Here is a 19,258-nt window from a genome sequence, read left to right as displayed (position 1 = left end):
AATCCCGAGTTTGGAAACGCGCCTTTTAGAGGACGCGTGCCCCGTTGTCAAGCGTGATCGGACCCCTGTCCTGGCACCCGGCACGCGAGCCGTGCCTCCAGCCGGAGGGGAGCGGAAAGCGGCGGGCAATCTAGCGGCTTCGGGGCTTCCCCACAAGACCTCGCTCGCCGCCCCGGCCGGCGGACGCCGCGCGCCGGCGCGCGGCGCACGTTGCGCTCGGGGGAGGGGCGTATGGCCGATCGGCGGATCGGGGCGCTGGGCGCGGTGTTGCTGCTCGCCGCGTGCGGGGGCGGCGGGCGGGGCGGGGGGACGGCCGATCGGGGTCCGGTCCCGGCGGTCCCCACCCCACCGGTCGTCACCCCTCCCCCGACCGGCGGATCCAGCCTCCCGCCGCGCCTGGGGGTGTCGTTCACCGCGACCGGCTTCCGGTTCCTCGGGATCGGCGCGGACGGGACCGCCTACGCCGTGAACCTCTCCGGTCCGCCGCGGATCCACGCCAGCACCGACGGTCGCACCTGGACGCCGCGCGGCCCGACGCCGGGCGGCCGCGGGATCCGCGTCTTCACCACCCTCTCGGGCGGCGCGCTGCTCGCCGACACGGCCGACGCGACCGGCCACCTGATCTCCCGCTCCGGCGACGGCGGCCGGACCTGGACCGACGTCCTCTCGCTGGGCGACTACCGCATGCTGACCCCGGGCAGCGTGGCGGAGCTGGGCGGCGAGACGTTCCTGCTCGAGTACCAGTCGTTCACCGGCGCCAGCGTGCCCATCCGCCTGTGGGCGAGCGCCGACGCCGGCCTCACCTGGTCGGTGCGCGCCGAGACCTCCGAGCACCGCCACGGGCACGGCCTGCTCGCCGACCCGGCCACGGGCGCGCTCTGGCTGTTCTACGGGGACCGGGCCGGCGGCGCGTACCTCTCCTTCGACGGCGGCCGCACCCAGGCGCTGGTGCGCGGCCCGCTCGAGGGCGGCGTGCTGGTCCGCGCGGTGGCGACGAGGGACGGGCTGCTCGGCGGCATCGACTCCCCGTACATGCTGGTCGAGCCGCGGGTGATCACGCTGTCGCTCGGCGGCGCGTACGCGGCCGGCTTCCGGCTGCCCGGCCCGAGCTACTCGGCGCTCGCGCTGCGCGGGGGCGGCTACCTGGTCGGCGCCGCGCACGAGCCGGGCGGCGACGTCTACCCGGCCGGCGACGTGTCGGCCCATCTGTTCGCGTCCGCGGACGGCGACGCCTTCGACGAGGTGTTCGCCTGCCCGCGGCTCTCGCCCGACTCGACGGCGCGCGCCGACGCGAACTGGCAGCTCGCGAGCGGCGAGGTGGTGGTGGAGGTCCAGAACTGCGAGGGCTTCGGACCGGGCGGCGCGGGGTACGTGCTGCTCGCGCCCTCCGCCGGACCCTGACGGTCAGCGCCCGCCCAGGCGGGCCCGCAGCGCGGCCATGACGCTCTCGGTGTGCGCCGCCACCTCCTGCGGCGGCGCGGCGAGCGCGGCCGGGTCCACCTGCTCGTGGGCCGCGGCGGGCAGGTCGTCGAGGAAGCGCGACGGGGTGCGGGGCAGGAGCTTCCCGCGCTTGGAGCGCGCCGCGACGCGCGTCAGGTAGAGCCGCTCGCGCGCGCGGGTGATGCCGACGTACGCGAGCCGCCGCTCCTCGTCGAGGTCGCGGGCCTCGCCCTGGATCCCGGCGCAGGGCAGGTAGTCCTCCTCGACGCCCACCAGGAACACCACCGGGAACTCGAGCCCCTTCGCCGCGTGCAGCGTCATGAGCGTGATCCCGCCCTCCCCGGCCGGATCCTCCTCCTCGCGCGAGTCGAGCGCGAGGCGCTGCAGCCAGGTGGCGAGCGAGGGGCGCGCGGTGCGCTGGACGTAGCCGTCGAGCGAGCGCAGCAGCCCCTCCAGCGCGTCCACCCGGCGCGATCCCGCCTCGAGCGACTGCACGCCGGCGCGCACGTGGCTGAACAGGTCCACCTCCGCCACCAGCGCGCGCGCGGCCTCCGACACCGGCCCCTCGCGGAAGCGCGCCTGGAACCGGTCCACCAGCGACACGAACGCGGCGACCTTCTCGGCGGCGCCGCGCGGCAGGTCCGGGATCTCCGCCGCCCGGCGCAGCGCCTCGAGCAGGTGGAGCTTCCGCGGGATGGCCCAGTCGTGCACCCGCTCCATGGACGTGTCGCCGATCCCGCGCGGCGGCACGTTCACGATGCGCGAGAGGGACACGTCGTCCTCGGGCTGCACGCAGAGCTTCAGGTACGCGAGCAGGTCGCGCACCTCGGAGCGGTCGAAGAAGGCGGGCCCGCCGTGCACCTTGTACGGCATGGAGCCCTCGCGGAACGCCTCCTCGAACGGGCGCGAGAGCGCGTTCAGCCGGAACAGCACCGCGAAGTGGCTCCAGGGCCGGCCCTCGCCGCGCTGGCGGGCGATCTCCTCGGCCACGAACCGCGCCTCGTCCTCCTCCTCGGGCAGCGCCACCACGCGCACCGGCTCGCCCGGGCCGTCGGCGGTGAACAGCGCCTTCGGCTTGCGGGCGGCGTTCTTCGCGATGACCGCGTTGGCGCAGGCGAGGATGTGGCCGGTGGAGCGGTAGTTCTGCTCGAGGCGGACCTCCTTCGCGCCGGGGAAGTGCCGCTCGAAGCGCAGGATGTTCTTCACCTCGGCGCCGCGCCAGCCGTAGATGGCCTGGTCGTCGTCGCCCACCGCGCACACGTTCCGCCGCTCGCCGGAGAGCAGCTTCAGCAGCTCGAGCTGGGCGGCGTTGGTGTCCTGGTACTCGTCCACCAGCAGGTACCGGAAGCGCTCCTGGCAGCGGGCGCGCAGCGCGGGGTCGTGCGCCAGCATCGCCACCGGCCGGGCGATGAGGTCGTCGAAGTCCACCGAGCGCATGGCGCGGAGCGCCTTCTCGTAGCGCGGGTACACCTCGGCGGCGACGAGGTCGTAGTCGTCGCCCTGCCCCGCCTCGCGCGGCACGATCCGCTTCTTGCCGGCGTTCTTCGCGCGCGACACGAGCGAGAGCACCCGGTGCGCGTCGAACTTCCGGTCGTCCACGCTCACCTCGCGCATGCAGCGCTTCACGAGCGCGAGCTGGTCCCCGGCGTCGCAGATGGCGAAGCGGCGCGGCAGGCCGGCCGCCTCGTGCTCCTGCTGGAGGAGCCACAGGCCGAAGCTGTGGAAGGTGGAGACGAACACGTCCACCCCGGGCGGACCCGCCAGCGCGGCCACCCGCTCGCGCATCTCGCCCGCCGCCTTGTTGGTGAACGTGACGGCGAGCACCTGCTCCGGGTCCACGCCCTGTACGAGCAGGTAGGCGACCCGGTGCGCGATGACGCGGGTCTTGCCCGAGCCCGCGCCCGCGAGCACCAGCAGCGGGCCCTCGGTGGTCATCACCGCCTCGCGCTGCGGCGGGTTGAGGGTGGAGAGGTCGAGCATGGCGCGGGGTCGCGTATCTGGCACGCCCACGGGTCGCCCGCAAGACTTGAAAATCCCGGCGCGGCGCCGGGCCCGCGCCGTCGCGCGGCGCGCAACCGTGAGTTCCCCGTTTTGCCGCACCGGGGCGGGCCGCGGCCGTTAGGAGTACGCCGGTCCACACACCGGAGGTCCCCCCACCATGATCCGTTTCCTCGAGACCGACGACTCCTCCACCCGCCTGTTCCAGCGCGTCGTGCTGGGCCTGGTGATCTTCCCGCACGGCGCCCAGAAGCTCCTCGGCTGGTTCGGCGGCCGCGGCCTGGAGGCCACCCTCTCCGGCTTCACCACGGGCATGGGCCTGCCCTGGCTGCTCGCGCTGCTCGTGATCCTCGCCGAGTCGGTCGGCGCGCTCATGCTCGTGGCCGGCGTGCTCTCCCGGCTGGCGGCGCTCGGCATCGCCTCGGTGATGGTCGGCGCCATCGTCACCGTGCACGGGCAGCACGGGTTCTTCGCGCCGGACGGCTTCGAGTACCACCTGCTCGCGCTCGGCCTGGCGCTGCCGCTCGTCGTGACCGGCGGCGGCCGCCTCTCGGTGGACCGCGCGCTGGTGCGCCGGCTCTCCGCCGGGCGCGCCCCCTCGGCGCTCCCGGCGGCAGGCTAGGCGTCCCGGCGTCAGGCGCCCGGGGTCTGCAACGTCGCGCTCACCGCGGCCCCCGGCGCGCCGGCGCCGATCCGCCCGAGCGGCGCGGCCACGCCGACGGCCACCCAGGCCCAGAGCGACAGCCACACCGCCAGGATCAGCAGGCTCCCCAGCAGGTCCATCAGCCTTCGCCAGCCGTCGGCCTTCGCGGCGCGGGGGACGGTCGGATTCGCGGAACGGGCCATGGCCTCTCTCCTTGTAACCGGCATACCGGGCGTATAACCGGCAAACCGCGTTTAGATGGTTACAGCTTGACCCTGGCCATCTAACCTGTCAAGTGGCATCATGCCGGTTAAAGGAGCCTCCGTGACCGCGTCCGTGACCCAGCCCCCCTTCCAGTTCGACCTCTCCGGCGGGCGCCTCTGCCTGGACTTCGCCAACACCGTCGGCGGGATGCGCGGCGTGACGCCGAGGGAGCGCCTGGCCGGCTACCCGGATCTCGTCGAGTTCGCGCGGCAGGCCGGCGCGGTGGACGACGCGCGCGCCCGCCGCCTCCTGGCCGAGGCGCGCCGGCGCCCCGCCGAGGCGGAGCGCGCGTTCGCGGACGCGATCGCGCTGCGCGAGGCGCTGTACCGGATCTTCCTGGCGCGGGCGGAGCGGCGGGCGCCCGCCGGCGAGGACGTGGAGCGGCTCTCGACGGCGCTGGGCGCGGCGCTCGCGCACCGGCGGCTGGAGCGCCGCGGCGACGCGTTCGCGCTGGCCTGGGAGGCGGACGCCGGCGCGCTGGACGCGCCGCTCTGGCCGGTGGTCGCCTCCGCGGCCGACGTGCTCACCTCCGGCGCCGAGGCCGACCGGGTGCGCGTCTGCGGGCTGTTCGAGACGCACGAGTGCAGCTGGCTGTTCGTGGACGAGACCCGCGCCGGCACGCGCCGCTGGTGCTCGATGCAGGACTGCGGCAACAAGGCCAAGGCGCGCCGCCACCACCAGCGCGCCCGCGAGCAGCGGGAGAGCTAGCCCGCCACGCCGTCACGCCAGCAGCAGCCAGGCCAGCCCGCCCAGCAGCGCGAACTTCACGGCGTAGTAGGTGGGCCGGTTCCAGGCCTTGAGCCGCTTGCCCACCAGCCGCACCTGGTAGACGCGCGAGAACGCGCGGTTCACCCACCCGATCTCCTCGCCGTCCTCGTTCCGGGTCCGGCTGGCGCGCATCAGGTGATCGCCGAGCCAGCGGTTCATCCGGCCGGCCGCGCGCCAGCGCATGGGCCGCTCCACGTCGCAGAACAGGATGATGCGCGCCTGGTCGGTCTGGTTCACCGCGTGGTGGACGTAGGTCTCGTCGAACAGCACCGCCTCGCCGTCGTGCCAGGCGTACGGCTCGCCGTCCACCACGATGCGGCACGCGTCCGAGCCGGGCGTGACCAGGCCGAGGTGGTAGCGGATCGAGCCCGCGAACGGATCGCGGTGCGCCATGAGCGTCCCGCCCGGCGGCAGGAGCGCGAACATCGCCGCGCGCACCCCGGGGATCGCCTCCAGCAGCTCGACGGTGCGCGGGCAGCGGGCGCGCGCCGAGGGGAGCGGCTCGCCGTACCACTTGAGGTAGAAGCGCTTCCAGCCGCGGCGGAAGAACGAGTTGAACCCCGCGTCCACGTGGCCGTCGGCCGCGCGGATGCGCTCCTCGGACTGGAGGCGCAGCGCCTCGTCGCGGATCTCCCGCCAGTGCGCCTGGAGCGGCGCCAGCGCGGGGAAGTCGCCGAGGTCGAGGAACGGGCGGCTCGGGACCGCGGACGCGAGGTAGACGAGCGCGTTCACGGGCGCGAGGAACGTCGAGTGGTCGGTGAGCTGCCGGAAGAAGGAGTGGCGGACGCGGCCGCGAAGGTGCACGTAGGCGGCGGAGCCGACCAGCGCACCGACGGCGCCGAGCTTCAGCACGAGGGCTGGGTTCACGGCCGCGTCTCTATGACGCGGGACGCGCGCGGGCCGCTCCCGGGCGGGGATCCCGCGGACCCGGCGCGCGCACCGCGCGCGGCGGGCGCCGCGGCGATCTAATGTGTCCGCGCGGCCGGGTGGGCGGCCCGGCGCGGGAGGGGCGGACCGTGCAGGCGCAGGTCGACGAGCGGCGGCGCCCGCCGGAGCGGATCCCCGCGGGCGTGTGGGTGCTGGGCGGCGTCAGCCTGCTCATGGACGTCTCCTCGGAGATGATCCACGCGCTCCTGCCCCTGTTCATGGTGACCGCGCTCGGCGCGGGCGCGCTGACGGTGGGCGTGGTCGAGGGGCTGGCCGAGTCCACGGCGCTGGTGGTGAAGGTGTTCTCGGGCGTGCTGAGCGACGCGCTCGGGCGGCGCAAGGCGCTGGCGGTGGCCGGCTACGCGCTCGGCGCCGCCACGAAGCCCCTGTTCGCCGTCGCGCCCTCGTCCGCGGTGGTGCTCGCGGCGCGGCTGCTCGACCGCGTGGGCAAGGGGGTGCGCGGCGCGCCCCGCGACGCGCTGGTGGCCGACCTCACGCCGCCGGCGGTGCGCGGGGCCGCGTTCGGCCTGCGCCAGTCGCTCGACACGGTGGGCGCGTTCCTGGGCCCGCTCGCCGCCACCGGCCTCATGCTGCTGTGGGCCGGCGACTTCCGCCGGGTGTTCTGGGTCGCGGTGATCCCGGGGGCGCTCTCGGTCCTGCTGCTCGCGGCCGGCGTCCGGGAGCCGGAGCGCCACGCCGGCGCGCGCCGGCGGAACCCCATCCGCCGCGAGGCGCTGCGCCGGCTCGGCGGCGAGTACCGGTGGGTGGTGGCGCTCGGGGCGGTGTTCACGCTGGCCCGCTTCAGCGAGGCGTTCCTGGTGCTGCGCGCGCGCCAGGGCGGGATCCCGCTCGCGCTCGTGCCGCTCGTGATGGTGGCGATGAACCTGGTGTACGCGCTCGTCGCCTACCCGGCCGGCCGCCTCTCGGATCGCGCCGGCCACGCGCGGCTGCTGGCCGCCGGCCTGGCGGTGCTCGTAGCCGCCGACCTGGTGCTGGCGCACGAGGGCGGCTGGCCGGTGGTGGTCGCCGGCGTCGCGCTGTGGGGCGTGCACATGGGGCTGACGCAGGGGCTGCTCGCGAGCCTGGTCGCCGAGACCGCGCCCCCCGACCTGCGCGGCACCGCGTTCGGCGTGTTCAACCTGGTGAGCGGCGTCGCGATGCTGATCGCGAGCGGCCTGGCCGGGCTGCTCTGGGACCGGCTCGGCCCGGCCGCCACCTTCCGCGCCGGCGCCGCCTTCTGCGCGCTCGCGCTGGCGGGGCTGGCGTGGCGGCCGGTGGGGCTCCGCGCCGCGCCGCGCGGGTGAGGGCCCGGCCGGCGGCGCTCAGCCCGCGAGCACGGCGACGGCCCGCTCCAGGTCCTCGGGCACCGGCGCCCGCACCTCCACGCGCGCGCCGTCCGACGGCCGCGGGAACGCCAGCCGCTCGGCGTGGAGCGCCTGCCGCGCGATCGCCTCGGCGCGGACGCCGTACACCGCGTCGCCCAGCACCGGGAACCCCGCCTCGGCGAGCTGCACGCGGATCTGGTGGGTGCGCCCGGTCTCGAGCCGGACCCGCAGGAGCGCGGCGCCGCGGAGCGGGCGCTCCACCGTCCAGGACAGCCGCGCGCGCCGGGCGGACGGGAACCGCGTGGTGAAGCGGCGCGGATCCTCCGGGTCGCGCCCGTAGGGCGTGTCGAGGCGCCCGTCCGGCGGCGGGGCGCCGGCCACCAGCACCAGGTACTCCTTCTCGACCGCGCCGGCCTCGAACGCGGCGCGCAGCGCGGCCAGCGCCCGGTCGTGGCGCGCCAGCAGCAGCGCGCCGCTCGTGTCGCGATCGAGCCGGTGCGCCAGGCCGGGCGCGGCGCGGCCGTCCACGTCGAACGCGCCGAGGCGGCTCGCCGCCGCGACGGCCGACGCGCCGCCGGGCGCCGCCGCCTCCACCGCGAGCCCGGGCGGCTTCGCCACCACCAGGCAGTCCGGGTCGTCGTACAGCACCGCCAGCGCCGGGCCCGCCGCCCCGGCCGCGCGCGGCGCGGGGCGCTCGACCGCCACCTCCTCGCCGCCGAACAGCTTGCGGTGCGGCGAGCAGGCCTTCCCCCGGATGCGCACCCGGCCCGTCTCCACCAGCCAGCGGGTGCGCTCCGCGGTCGCGCCGAGCGCGGCGGCCAGCCAGCGGTCCAGCCGGGCGCCGGCCGCCTCGCGGGGCACGCGCAGGAGCTCCGGCGCGGCGGGCGCACCCACCGTGAACGGCCCCCTTCTTCCGGGCCCCGCGGGGCCGCGACCCGGTCTAGAACGATCCGAACCCTTCACGGAGGACACCGGGATGAAGCTCTACTACGCGCCGCGCACGCGGGCCACCCGCCCCCGCTGGCTGCTGGAGGAGATGGGCGTTCCCTACGAGCTGGTCCGGCTCGACCGCGCCGCCGGCGCGCTGCGCACGCCGGAGCACCTCGCCCGCCACCCGCAGGGCCGCGTGCCGGTGCTGGAGGACGGCGAGGTCCGCATCTTCGAGTCGGCCGCGATCTGCCTGTGGCTCGCCGAGCGCTTCCCGGAGAAGGGGATGCTCCCGCCGGCCGGGACGCCGGGCCGCGCGCTCACCTACCAGTGGCTGTTCTTCGCCATGGACGAGCTGGAGCCGCCGCTCGAGGTGCTGCACGGGCTGCTCCGGCCGCCCGAGGGGGAGCGCGACGCGGCCGCGATCGAGGCCGAGAAGGCCCGGTTCCTGGAGGGCGCGCGCGTCCTCGACCTCGCGCTCCGGACCCGCCCGTTCCTCGCCGGCGACGCGTTCGGCGTGGCCGACCTGGTGACCGGCGCGGTGGCCTCCTGGGGCAAGGCGCTGGTGGGCGGCATCGACGGCATGCCGGCGCTGGCGGCCTGGCTCGCCGGCGTGAAGGCGCGGCCCGCCTGGAAGCGGGCCATCGCGGACTGATTCGCGCACGGCGGGCTACGCGCGGCCCCCGCGCGGCGCAGCCGCGCCCGCGGGGACCTCGCGCGAGCCCGCGAACGCGGGCGCGCGAGGTCACGGGACCCGCGCAGCCGGGTGGGGCCCCGCGGCCCCTTCGACAGGCTCAGGGTCCGTGGGGCGGGGCGCAGCCCCGTCAGAACCTCGCTGAACGACAGCGTGAGCCGCGCCAGCGGCTCACGCGCTGTCGTTCAGCGCGCCGCCGCCGCCGCCGTGGGCTTCACGGTGCCGTCGGCGTCCACGAGCTGGATCTGCCCGAGGCCGATCTCGCGCAGCCCGGGCTCGATCTTGGCGCGGTCGCCGATGATCACCCAGGTGACGCGGTCCGGCTCCACCATGCGGGCCGCGTCGGCGAGGTCCTTCGGGCCGAGCGCGGCCACCTTCTGCGCGAAGCCGTCGAAGTAGCGATCGTCGAAGCCGAAGCGGACGATCTGCGCGATGGACCGGGCCACCGCCCGCGAGGTCTCCCAGCGGCCGGGCAGCGACAGCGTGAGCGTGCCCCGCGCCACGGCCGCCTCCTCGGCGGTGATGGGCTTCGCGCCGCGGATGCCGGCCAGCTCCTTGCGGATCTCCAGCACCGTCTCCCTGGTCTTGTCGGCCTGCACCGGGGCGAGCGCGAAGAACGGCCGCTGCCCGCGGGCGTCGGTGAGCAGCGCCCGGGCGCCGTACGACCAGTGCTTGTCCTCGCGCAGGTTCATGTTGAGGCGCGAGGTGAACGCGCCGCCCAGCACCGTGTTCATGGCGGTCTGCGCGATCTCCTCGGGGTTCGCCCGCGGCGGGGCGACCTGGCCCGCGATCACCACCGACTGGATCGACCCGGGCCGGTCGAGCAGGAACACCCGCTGCCCCGCCGGCAGCGCCACCTGCGCCAGGTTCTTCCTCGGGACGTCGCCCGCCTTCCAGCCGCCCAGCAGCCGCTCCAGCTTCGGCACGATCTCCGCGGCGGTGGTGTCGCCCACCACCACCAGCGTGGCGTTGTTCGGCTTCACCCAGGTGGCGTGCCAGCGCGCCGCGTCCGCGCGGGTGAGCTTCCCGACCGTGGCCGCGGTGCCGGAGCCGGTGAGCGGGTTGGAGTAGGCGTGCCCCTCGCCGTAGAGCAGGCGCGGCAGGATGCGGAACGCGGCCGTCACCGGCTGCGCCGCCTCCTGCCCGAGGCCCGCGAGCTGCTGGGCCTTCAGCCGCTCGAAGTCGGCCTCCGGGAACACCGGGTTCACCACCACGTCGGCGAACAGCGAGAGCGACGCGTCGAGGTTCGCGCGCAGCGCCGCCATGCTCACCAGCGAGGTGTCGAGGTCCGCGCCGGTCTCCAGGCGCGCCCCGAGCCGCTGGAGCGTGTCGGAGATCTCCAGCGCGGAGCGCGCGCGGGTGCCCTCGTCCAGCATGGCCGTCGCGAGCTTCGCGAGCCCGGGCGCGCCGTGCTGGTCGGAGGCGTAGCCCGCGTCCACCAGCAGGTCGAGCTGCACGTCCGGGACCGCGTGGCGCTCCGCCACCACGACCTTCAGGCCGTTGGAGAGCTGGTGGCGCGTGAACGCCGGGAAGCGGGGCGCCGGCGCCGGCCCGGGCTCGGGCCGCACCTTGCGATCGGCGCCGGTGGCGGCGGCGTGCAGCTCGGGGAACGGCAGCACCGAGAGCACGTAGACGCCGTCGGAGAGCCAGCGGCGGCAGGCGTCGCGGACCTGGGCGGCGGTGGCCGAGCGGATGCGCCCGAGCCGGGTGCGGTAGGCGTCCGGCGTCCCGCCGTAGACCTGGTTCTCGGCGAGCACGTCGGAGACGCCGCCGAAGCCGCCGATGCGCTCCACCCCGCGCACGAACCCGGCGAGGATGCCGGTCTTGGCCCGCACCAGCTCCTCGGCGGTCGGCCCCTGCGCCACCAGCCGCGCCACCTCCTCGCGCACCGCGCGCTCGACCTTCGCCAGGTCGCCGCCGGGCTTCGCGGTCGCCTCGACGAAGAACGTCGAGCCGATCTCGCCGGTGCCCGGGTCGGCGCTCACGTCGGTGGCGATCCGCTCGTCGTAGACCAGCCGCTTGTAGAGCCGCGAGCTCTTCCCCGACGCGAGCACCCGGGCCGCGAGCGTGAGCAGGTCGTCGTCCGGGTGGCCCCACTCCGGCGTGTTCCACACCAGGTAGGCGCGGGCCTGCGGCACCCGATCCTGCATCACCTGGCGCTGCTCGCCGGTGCGCTTCGCGATCCAGGCCTGCTGCTTGGCGATGGGCTCGCCGGGCGGGACGTCGCCGAAGTAGTGCTCGACCTTCTTGCGCACCTCGTCCGGCTTCACGTCGCCGGCCACCACCAGCACCGCGTTGCTCGCGCCGTAGTAGGTGCTGAACCACTCCTTCACGTCCGCGAGCGAGGCGGCCTGCAGATCCTCCATCGAGCCGATCACGGTCCAGGAGTACGGGTGCGCCTTCGGGTAGAGCGACGGCGTCATCACGTCGTACGCGCGCCCGTACGGCTGGTTCTCGCCCTGGCGCTTCTCGTTCTGGACGACCCCGCGCTGCTCGTCGAGGCGCGCCTGCGTGATGGCGCCGAGCAGGTGGCCCATGCGGTCGGACTCCATCCACAGCACCGTGTCGAGCGCCGACACCGGCACGTTCTGGAAGTAGTTGGTCCGGTCGTTGCTGGTGGTGCCGTTCAGGTCGGTGGCGCCGACGCGCTCCAGCACCTTGAACCAGTCGTCGTCGAAGTGCTCCGAGCCGTTGAACATCAGGTGCTCGAAGAGGTGCGCGAACCCGGTCTTGCCCGGCCGCTCGTTCTTGGAGCCGACGTGGTACCAGACGTTCACCGCCACGATGGGCGCCTTGTGGTCCTCGTGGACGATGAGCGTGAGGCCGTTCGGCAGCACGCTCTTCACGTACGGCAGGTCCGGGATCTCCGGCAGGCGCACGGCGGCCGCGGCGGGAGCGGCGGCGGCGGGCGCGGGAAGGGCGGCCAGGGCTGCGAAGCCGGCGAGGGTGAGGGATGCGAGGAGGCGGTTGGGCATGTGGGCTCCGTTCGGTCGCAGAGGCCGGGATCCGGCGGACGTGACGGCCGCCGCCGCCTCGAACCCGGCCGGGGGTGCGCGACGCCGCGCACCCGGCCCGCGCACACGCACGCACCGTCCGCGCAGGGGCTTCGCGGGCCGGTCACCACGCACCCGCGGCGCATGATAGCGTTCCGGGGCAGCGGCAACCCGCCGTCTTCCCCCAGCCGACCCTCCCCGCCCGCCCACCATGCGCTCCGTATCCCTCGAGCTCCGGCTCCTCGTCGCCCTCTTCGCCCTCTGCGCCGGGGCGGCGCTCCTCGGCGCCCGCCTGAGCGGCGGGATCGTCGAGCAGCAGGTGGAGCAGGCCGGCACCGAGCGGCTGCGCGGCGCGGCCGAGGCGTTCGCCTCGCAGGAGCGGGCCGAGATCGAGAAGCTCTCGGCCACGCTCGACGCGCTGCTGTCGAGGGACGACCTCCGCCAGGCCTTCGTGGCGCGCGACCGCGAGCGCCTGCTGGCGCTCGCCGCCCCGCTGTTCGAGACGATGCGCGAGCGGGACCGGATCACCCACTGGTACTTCATCGCCCCCGAGCCCGACGCGACCGTGTTCCTCCGGGTCCACCGACCCGAGCTGCGCGGCGACAAGGTCGAGCGGGTGACGTTCCGGCGCGCGGTGGAGACCGCCGACCTGGGCGCGGGCAAGGAGCTGGGGCGCACCGCGTTCGCGCTGCGGGTGGTCCGGCCCTGGATCCAGGACGGGAAGGTGGTCGGGTACCTCGAGCTGGCCGAGGAGATCGACCACTTCCTGGGCGCGATGAAGTCGCGCACCGGCGACGACTACGGGATCCTGGTGAAGAAGCGGTTCCTCGACCAGCGGCGCTGGGCCGAGGTGCTCGGCGAGCGCTCCAACACCTGGAACGACCGGGCCGACGTGGTGGTGGTGGACACCACGACCTTCACCGAGGGGATCATCGACTACGAGGGCGACCTCGAGGTGCTGCCGGACGACGGCGTCGCGCTCGGCGAGGTGGTCCGCGACGACCGCGCGTACATGCGCGGCATCTTCCCGCTGCGCGACGCGGGCGGGCGCAAGGTGGGCGGCCTGTTCGTGCTGCACGACTTCAGCGCGGAGCACGGCGCGGCGCGCGCCGCCATGCTCCGCTCGTTCATGGTGCTGGCCGGGCTCGGCGCGGTGCTGGCCGCGCTGCTCGCGGCGCTGCTGCACTACGCGGTGTTCGCGCGGCTGCGCCGGCTGGAGCGCCGCCTGGAGCGCGAGGCCGCGCAGCAGCGGCTTCCGCCGGGGCGGGTGGTCGAGCTCACCGACGACGAGATCGCCCGGCTCGAGGTGCTGCTGCGGCGGGCGCTCTTCCCCAGCCGCGACGAGTTGCCGCGCGACGCATCGTCCCCCGGCCGCGACGGTTGACCCGAGGCAAGGCCGCACGGATCCCGCGGGCGCATCCTGCGCCTGGGCCGGAGGGAATCGGCCAAGGGGATCATGGCGGAACCGCGCGCAGCCGAGGAGCGTGGCACGGGCGCCCCGGCGCCGGCCGGCGCCGTCCCGGCGGGGCGTGCGTCCGGCCGCGCAGTGCCGTTCTGGCGCCGGCTCTCCACCAAGCTGCTGGCCGCGGTCGTGCTGCTCGCCCTGCTCGCGCTCGCGGCGGTGGTGCTCGCGGAGCGCCGCTTCGAGCGGCACCTACAGGACCAGGTCGTCCGCTCGACCGCGCTGCTCGGCGAGGCGGTGACGACGGTCGGCCAGCCCGCGCTGCTCGCGGCCACCGACCGCCACGACTTCCGGACCATCGGCCGGCTCGCCGCGCTGGAGGGCGTGGACCGCATGCGCGTCCTCGGCCCCCGCGGCGCGGTCCGGTTCTCCAGCGTGCCGGAGGAGGTGGGGCAGACCCGCGACAAGGGCCACCGCTCCTGCTCCCCCTGCCACGCCGGGCACGAGCTGCCGCTCTCGCGCGTCCCCGCGGACCAGCGCTGGCGCGAGGAGAGCGGCCCCTCCGGGCGCCGGCTGGTGGTCACCACCCCGATCTACAACGACCGGACCTGCGCCACGGCGGAGTGCCACGTCCACCCGCCCGGCCGGCAGGTGCTGGGGCTGCTCGAGACCGACGTGGCCATGGAGCCGATCCTCTCCGGCGTGGCGGCGTTCCGGCGCGGCTTCGTGACCCTGCTCGTGGTCGCGATCATCGCGACCTCGGCGCTCATGTACCTGTTCCTCCGCTCCGAGGTGCTCGGGCCGGTGGCCGCCCTGGTCGAGGGCACGCGGCGCGTGGCGAAGGACCAGCTCGACGTGGAGGTGCGGGTGCGCTCGCGCGGCGAGCTCGGCAACCTGGCCGCGTCGTTCAACGACATGACCTGCTCGCTCCGGCGGCTGGAGGACGAGCTGAACGGGCTGCTCGCGGGCCTGGAGCAGCAGGTGGAGGCGCGCACGGCCGACCTGCGCAACGCGCAGGAGCAGCTCGTGCGCACCGAGAAGCTCTCCTCCCTGGGCAAGCTCTCGGCCTCCATCGCCCACGAGATCAACAACCCGCTCGCCGGCATCCTCACCTTCGCGAAGCTGGTGTCGCGCACGCTGGCCGAGGGCCCGCCCGACGACGCGCGGCGCGCGGTGCTGCAGCGCAACCTGGCGCTGGTGGAGCGCGAGGCGCAGCGCTGCAGCGCCATCGTCCGCAACCTGCTCGACTTCGCGCGCGAGCGGCCCATGGCGAAGAAGCCGGTGGACCCGGGCGCGGCGGTGGAGGAGGCGCTGTCGCTCATCGCGAACCAGATCGCCATCCAGGGCGTGAAGCTGCAGCGCGACCTGCCGCCGCTCCCGCAGGTGCTCGCCGACTTCGGGCAGCTCCGCCAGGCGTTCGTGAACGTGGCGATGAACGCCTGCGAGGCGATGGGCGCGAAGGGCGGGCGGCTCCGGGTCAGCGCGCGCGCGCCCGAGGGCGCGGTGGAGATCGCCTTCGCGGACGACGGGCCGGGCATGCCGCCGGAGCGGGTGAGCCACATCTTCGACCCGTTCTTCACCACCAAGGAGAAGGGCACCGGCCTCGGGCTCTCGGTGGTGTACGGCATCGTGCAGCGCCACGGCGGGACCATCGCGGTGGACAGCACCGAGGGCCAGGGCACCACCTTCACCCTCCGGCTGCCGGCGATCCCGGCGGAGCGGCCGGCGGACCCGCCGGTGCCGCCGGTCCCGGCCGACCCGGCCGCCGCGCCGGCGCGCGCGCAGGGCTGAGAGCACGTGAACCCATCCCCTCCCGTCGCCGCGGCGGCGGGCCGCCGGCTCACCCGTTCCGCTGCGCGCCGCGCAGCAGCGCGGCGGCGAGCGAGAGCGGGCCGGAGGCGATGTCGTCCGCGTCGATCACGATCACCTCGTCGTCGCCGTCCCACTGCGCCTCGCGGCCCGGGAGCGGCCCGGCGCCGGGATCCACCACCAGCACCGCGGCCGGCAGCAGCGCGCGCACCCAGCGCAGGACCGCCGCGAGCCGGCGCGGGCTGGCGCCGCGGCGCACGATCACCACCGGAGCCTGGGAGCGATCCCGCACGTGATCCAGAACAGGCGTCCGGCCGGCGCATTTCACCCCCTGGCGGGCATGTCCGCATTAGCATCCCGGGATGCGCCGGCCGCTCGTCACGCTCGACCGGGTGGACGTCCGCCTGGGCGGCGTCCCCGTCCTCGCCGACGTCACCCTCGCGCTCCACGCGGGCGAGGGGCTGGCGGTGCTGGGCGGGAACGGCGCGGGGAAGTCCACGCTCCTGCGGCTCCTGCGCGGGGAGCTCTGGCCGGATCCGCGCGGCGGGCGCCGCCTCTTCCACGGGCCGGACGGGGCCTTCGAGAGCCCCATCGGCGCGCGCGAGCGGTTCGCGCGGGTCGCGCCCGAGGCCCAGGACGCGTACCTGCGCAACGACTGGGACCTGCCGGTCGAGGCGGTGATCCGCTCCGGCTTCTTCGACGCGCTGTGGCCCTCGGAGGCGGCGACGCCGGAGCAGTCGCGGCGGGTCCGCGAGGTGGCCCGCGCGCTCGGCGTGGAGGGGCTGCTGGGGCGCTCGGTGCTGGAGCTGTCGCGCGGCGAGGGGCGGCGGGTGCTGCTGGCGCGGGCGCTCGCGCCGCGGCCGGAGGCGCTGTTCCTGGACGAGGCCTGCGACGGGCTCGACGCGCCGGCCCGGGCCGGGCTGCTCGAGACCGTGTCGGCGATCGCGCGCGGCGGCGTCGCGGTGGTGATGGCCACGCACCGGCCCGAGGAGCTCGTGCCCGAGCTCGGCCGCGTCGTCCGGCTGGAGGGCGGGCGGATCGCGTGGGAGGGCGACCGGGCCGCCGCGCTGGCGGGCGCGGGTGAGGCCGCGCCGCCGTCCCGCGCGCCGCGGCGCGGCGCCGGCCCGCGCGCCGCGCTCTTCCAGCTCCGCGGCGCCACCGTGCTCGTGGACGGGCGCGCGGTGCTCGACGGCGTCGACTGGACGGTCCGCGCCGGCGAGCGCTGGTCGGTCACCGGCCCGAACGGCGCGCGGGAAGTCCACCCTGCTCCGCCTGCTCGCGGGCGAGGAGCAGCCGGCGCGCGGCGCGGTGGACCGGCTCGGGCTCGGGCCGCGCGCGTCCGCCGAGGACCTGCGCGGCCGCGTGGGCCTGGTCTCGCCGGAGCTGCAGGCGCGCCACCGCTTCGACGCGCGCGCTGCAGACGTCGTGCTCTCCGGGTTCGCCGGGACGGTCGGGCTCGCGGTGGAGCCCACCGCGCGCGAGCGGGCGCTGGCCGCCGCCGCGGCGGAGCGGCTCGGGGTGACGCCGCTCCTCGAGCGGCACGTGCTGTCGCTCTCCTACGGCGAGCTCCGCAAGGTGCTCATCGCCCGCGCGCTCGCGCCGGCGCCGCGGGCGCTGCTGCTCGACGAGCCCCTCGCCGGGCTCGACCCCGCCGCGCGCGCCTGGGTGCTCCGGGTGCTCGACGAGCTGGGCGCGGCCGGCACCGCCATCGTGGCCGTCTCCCACCACGCCGACGAGCTGCCCGGCGCGGTGGACGGGCGCGCGCGGCTCGAGGCGGGCCGGCTCGCCGTCGACGGCGCCTGACGGGCACCGCCGGCCCGATGCGGGCGGGCGCACGGCGCGCCGGCCGGGCGGTGGCGTCGCGGGCCGCCCGGGGGTATCACCGTCGCGTGCCGCTCGCCCCGCTCCTCGCCCTGCTCGCCGCCGCCCCGTCCCTGACCCTCGCGCCCGAGGCGGCCCGCCCTGGCGACGCGGTGCTCGTGCGCGTGGCGGGCGCCGGCCCGGAGGCGCCGCGCGGGACGCTCGGCGGGCGTCCGCTCACGTTCTGGCGCGCCGGCGCGGAGTGGCGGGCGCTGGCGGCGCTCCCCATCGAGACGCCGCCCGGCGACCTCCCCGCCGAGGCAGAGGCCGCCGGCGCCGCGCTCCGCGGCGTCCTGCGGATCGTCGAGCCCGGGTTCTCCTCGCGCGCGCTCACCCTGGCGCCGAAGTACGTGGAGCCGCCCGAGGAGGTGAGGGCGCGCATCGCCGCCGACCGCAAGGCGTTCGCCGAGGCCTACGCGCGCCCGTTCGAGCCGCCCGCGTTCTCGCGCCCGTTCGCGCTGCCCCGGCGCGCGCCCACCTCGGGCCGCTACGGCGACCAGCGGGTGCTGAACGGCGAGAAGGCGAGCGTGCACTACGGGCTCGACCTGACCGGCCCGCGCGGCGCGCCGGTCGCGGCCGCGAACGCGGGGCGGGTGGTGCTGGTGCGCGACGCCTACCTGTCCGGCCGGAGCGTGGTGCTGTGGCACGGGGCGGGCATCTACACGCTCTACTTCCACCTCGACCGGGTGGACGTCCGCGCCGGCCAGGTGGTCCGCCGCGGGGAGCGCATCGGGCGGCTCGGCTCGACCGGCCGCTCCACCGGGCCGCACCTGCACTGGAGCGTGCGGGTGGACGGGCTGCTCGTCGATCCGGAGTCGCTCGTCGCCATCGACTTCGCGCGCGGCGTCGCGCCGGATCGCGTGCCGGCGCCGTCCCGGGCGGTGGCCGCGCCGGCCGCCGTCGCCGCGCCCGCCGTCCCGGCGCCGCCGGTCGCGCCCGCCGCCGCCGGGGCACCCGCGCTGCCCGGCACCGAGCGCTGAGCGCGCGCGCCTATCCCTCGCGCCGGATGACCTCCAGCATGGGCGCGTGCAGCGCCGGCGCCGCGGCCAGGATGTCGCCGGTCTCCAGCATCCGGTCGCCGCCCTCCAGGTCGGTGACGAGGGCCCCGGCCTCGCGCGCGATCAGGATCCCCGGCGCCACGTCCCACGGCTTGAGCCGCTCCTCCCAGAAGCCGTCGAAGCGCCCCGCCGCCACGTAGGCGAGGTCGAGCGCCGCGCTCCCGAGCCGGCGCACGCCCCGGGCGCGCCGCACGAACGCGCCGAACAGCCTGAGCGGCCGCTCGTGGCGCTGGTGCACGTCGTACGGGAAGCCGGTGACGAGCAGCGCCTGCACCAGCTCGCCCCGCGCGGACGCCCGCAGCGGCGCGCCGTTCAGGTGCGCCCCGCCGCCGCGGGCCGCGGTGAACAGCTCGTCGCGCAGCGGGTCGTAGGTCGCGCCGGCGGCGATCCCGGCGCCGTCGAGCGCGGCCACGTTCACCGCGAACTGCGGCAGCCCGTGCGCGTAGTTGGTCGTGCCGTCGAGCGGGTCCACCACGAAGCGGAGCCCGGCCTCGCCGCCCCCGCCGCCGCTCGCGCCCGACTCCTCCGCCAGGATCCCGGCCCCGGGGAAGCGGCCGCGCAGGAAGCCCAGCACCGCCGCCTCGCTCGCCCGGTCCGCGTCGGTGACGAGGTCGATCTCGCCCTTCAGCTCCACCGAGCGCGCCTGGCCCCACCGCTCCCGCAGCACCGCCCCGCCGCGCCGCGCCGCCTCGGCGCAGCCCTCCCGCAGCTCCGTCGCCTCGCTCATCCGCCCCGGCTCCTTTCCGCCCGCGGAGGATAGCCCGCCCCGCCCCGCCCCGCAGCGGCGGCGCGCGCGCTCGGACGGAGCGCCCGGCCCGCTCGCTTGGTAGAATGACCGGATGCTCAAGGCGCTCGCCGTGCTCCGGACGATCTTCCTCCTCGGCCTGGTGGTGTACGTGGTCGCCTGGGCGATGCCCTGGTCCACCTACGTCGCCGATCCGATCGAGGTGCAGTACCGCCACTGCTCCGCCAGCCTGAGCCGGATGAGCGGCGCCGTCTGGATCGCGATCGGCTGGCTCGCGTTCGAGACCATCGTGGGCTGGATGATGTCCGCCTGGTCCGGCCGCAAGAAGGGCGCCCCCCGCGTGCCCCCGCCGGCCAGCGGCGAGCCGCCGTTCGCGCCGCCGCCGCGCGGGTGACCCCGGCGCCG

17 protein-coding genes and 1 pseudogene are annotated in these 19,258 nt (G+C 76.2%); 11 read left to right on the top strand and 7 right to left on the bottom strand.

From position 1 onward, the window contains the following. Nucleotides 1-231 precede the first annotated feature (231 nt). A complete protein-coding gene (locus tag ACOQFB_RS03540; RefSeq protein ID WP_059438997.1) occupies nucleotides 232-1,401 on the top strand; it encodes a WD40/YVTN/BNR-like repeat-containing protein in 1,170 nt (389 codons plus the stop codon). Between the two features lie 3 nt (nucleotides 1,402-1,404). Here the strand turns inward: ACOQFB_RS03540 and ACOQFB_RS03535 are convergent, their stop codons facing one another. After that, nucleotides 1,405-3,420, bottom strand: coding sequence for an ATP-dependent helicase (locus ACOQFB_RS03535; protein ID WP_059438998.1), 2,016 nt, complete (start codon nucleotides 3,418-3,420; stop codon nucleotides 1,405-1,407). A 178-nt stretch (nucleotides 3,421-3,598) separates the two neighbouring features. Between ACOQFB_RS03535 and ACOQFB_RS03530 the strand changes: the two genes are divergently transcribed. Further along, on the top strand, nucleotides 3,599-4,060 hold the full coding sequence (locus ACOQFB_RS03530) for a DoxX family protein (RefSeq protein WP_421608653.1): 462 nt from the start codon (nucleotides 3,599-3,601) through the stop codon (nucleotides 4,058-4,060). A gap of 11 nt (nucleotides 4,061-4,071) precedes the next feature. On the opposite strand, the gene ACOQFB_RS03525 is transcribed toward ACOQFB_RS03530, so the two are convergent. After that, nucleotides 4,072-4,284 (bottom strand): hypothetical protein, encoded by a 213-nt coding sequence (locus tag ACOQFB_RS03525; protein ID WP_059439000.1) that lies wholly within the window; start codon nucleotides 4,282-4,284, stop codon nucleotides 4,072-4,074. Nucleotides 4,285-4,405: 121 nt separating this feature from the next. On the opposite strand from ACOQFB_RS03525, the gene ACOQFB_RS03520 reads away from it, so the two are divergent. Next, nucleotides 4,406-5,053 (top strand): CGNR zinc finger domain-containing protein, encoded by a 648-nt coding sequence (locus ACOQFB_RS03520; protein ID WP_237758152.1) that lies wholly within the window; start codon nucleotides 4,406-4,408, stop codon nucleotides 5,051-5,053. Between the two features lie 12 nt (nucleotides 5,054-5,065). Here ACOQFB_RS03520 and ACOQFB_RS03515 read toward each other — a convergent pair whose 3' ends face one another. Further along, nucleotides 5,066-5,980, bottom strand: coding sequence for an aspartyl/asparaginyl beta-hydroxylase domain-containing protein (locus ACOQFB_RS03515; protein WP_059439001.1), 915 nt, complete (start codon nucleotides 5,978-5,980; stop codon nucleotides 5,066-5,068). Nucleotides 5,981-6,129: 149 nt separating this feature from the next. On the opposite strand from ACOQFB_RS03515, the gene ACOQFB_RS03510 reads away from it, so the two are divergent. Continuing rightward, on the top strand, nucleotides 6,130-7,344 hold the full coding sequence (locus ACOQFB_RS03510; protein ID WP_421608652.1) for an MFS transporter: 1,215 nt from the start codon (nucleotides 6,130-6,132) through the stop codon (nucleotides 7,342-7,344). An 18-nt stretch (nucleotides 7,345-7,362) separates the two neighbouring features. Here the strand turns inward: ACOQFB_RS03510 and ACOQFB_RS03505 are convergent, their stop codons facing one another. Next, nucleotides 7,363-8,259 carry an RluA family pseudouridine synthase gene (locus tag ACOQFB_RS03505; protein WP_421608651.1) on the bottom strand — a complete coding sequence of 299 codons (897 nt, stop codon included), beginning with the start codon at nucleotides 8,257-8,259 and terminating at the stop codon, nucleotides 7,363-7,365. A gap of 82 nt (nucleotides 8,260-8,341) precedes the next feature. Here ACOQFB_RS03505 and ACOQFB_RS03500 point away from each other — a divergent pair, with 82 nt between their 5' ends. After that, nucleotides 8,342-8,947, top strand: a complete 606-nt coding sequence (locus ACOQFB_RS03500; protein ID WP_421608650.1) for a glutathione S-transferase family protein — start codon at nucleotides 8,342-8,344, stop codon at nucleotides 8,945-8,947. Nucleotides 8,948-9,171: 224 nt separating this feature from the next. Here ACOQFB_RS03500 and ACOQFB_RS03495 read toward each other — a convergent pair whose 3' ends face one another. After that, nucleotides 9,172-11,961: a M16 family metallopeptidase gene (locus ACOQFB_RS03495; protein WP_421608649.1), complete on the bottom strand. Its 2,790-nt coding sequence runs from the start codon at nucleotides 11,959-11,961 to the stop codon at nucleotides 9,172-9,174. A gap of 229 nt (nucleotides 11,962-12,190) precedes the next feature. Between ACOQFB_RS03495 and ACOQFB_RS03490 the strand changes: the two genes are divergently transcribed. Together ACOQFB_RS03490 and ACOQFB_RS03485 are read left to right on the top strand one after the other, a co-directional pair. Beyond that, the gene (locus tag ACOQFB_RS03490; RefSeq protein ID WP_059438990.1) at nucleotides 12,191-13,363 is read left to right on the top strand and encodes a cache domain-containing protein; all 1,173 of its coding nucleotides are present in this window, start codon (nucleotides 12,191-12,193) and stop codon (nucleotides 13,361-13,363) included. A gap of 162 nt (nucleotides 13,364-13,525) precedes the next feature. Next, nucleotides 13,526-15,172, top strand: a complete 1,647-nt coding sequence (locus tag ACOQFB_RS03485; protein ID WP_421608648.1) for a sensor histidine kinase — start codon at nucleotides 13,526-13,528, stop codon at nucleotides 15,170-15,172. Nucleotides 15,173-15,221: 49 nt separating this feature from the next. On the opposite strand, the gene ACOQFB_RS03480 is transcribed toward ACOQFB_RS03485, so the two are convergent. Continuing rightward, nucleotides 15,222-15,482: a hypothetical protein gene (locus ACOQFB_RS03480; protein WP_494492452.1), complete on the bottom strand. Its 261-nt coding sequence runs from the start codon at nucleotides 15,480-15,482 to the stop codon at nucleotides 15,222-15,224. A 70-nt stretch (nucleotides 15,483-15,552) separates the two neighbouring features. Between ACOQFB_RS03480 and ACOQFB_RS03475 the strand changes: the two are divergent. From ACOQFB_RS03475 to ACOQFB_RS03465, 3 genes and pseudogenes are all read left to right on the top strand, one after another. Beyond that, a pseudogene (locus tag ACOQFB_RS03475) lies at nucleotides 15,553-16,020 on the top strand (ATP-binding cassette domain-containing protein); the annotation flags it as partial. Nucleotides 16,021-16,498: 478 nt separating this feature from the next. Further along, nucleotides 16,499-16,993, top strand: coding sequence for an ATP-binding cassette domain-containing protein (locus ACOQFB_RS03470; protein ID WP_494492572.1), 495 nt, complete (start codon nucleotides 16,499-16,501; stop codon nucleotides 16,991-16,993). A gap of 86 nt (nucleotides 16,994-17,079) precedes the next feature. Then, entirely contained in the window at nucleotides 17,080-18,030 is a 951-nt protein-coding gene (locus tag ACOQFB_RS03465; protein ID WP_421608646.1) for a M23 family metallopeptidase, read from the top strand. A gap of 10 nt (nucleotides 18,031-18,040) precedes the next feature. Here ACOQFB_RS03465 and ACOQFB_RS03460 read toward each other — a convergent pair whose 3' ends face one another. Then, entirely contained in the window at nucleotides 18,041-18,835 is a 795-nt protein-coding gene (locus tag ACOQFB_RS03460; protein WP_421608645.1) for an inositol monophosphatase family protein, read from the bottom strand. 112 nt (nucleotides 18,836-18,947) lie between these two features. Here ACOQFB_RS03460 and ACOQFB_RS03455 point away from each other — a divergent pair, with 112 nt between their 5' ends. Further along, nucleotides 18,948-19,247 carry a hypothetical protein gene (locus ACOQFB_RS03455; protein WP_421608644.1) on the top strand — a complete coding sequence of 100 codons (300 nt, stop codon included), beginning with the start codon at nucleotides 18,948-18,950 and terminating at the stop codon, nucleotides 19,245-19,247. Nucleotides 19,248-19,258: the final 11 nt, after the last annotated feature.

Source organism: Anaeromyxobacter sp. Red801, assembly GCF_049201065.2.
Classification (GTDB): Bacteria; Myxococcota; Myxococcia; order Myxococcales; family Anaeromyxobacteraceae; genus Anaeromyxobacter.
Note: the sequence above shows the minus strand (reverse complement) of the source record. Positions and strands in the feature narration are given on the sequence as shown.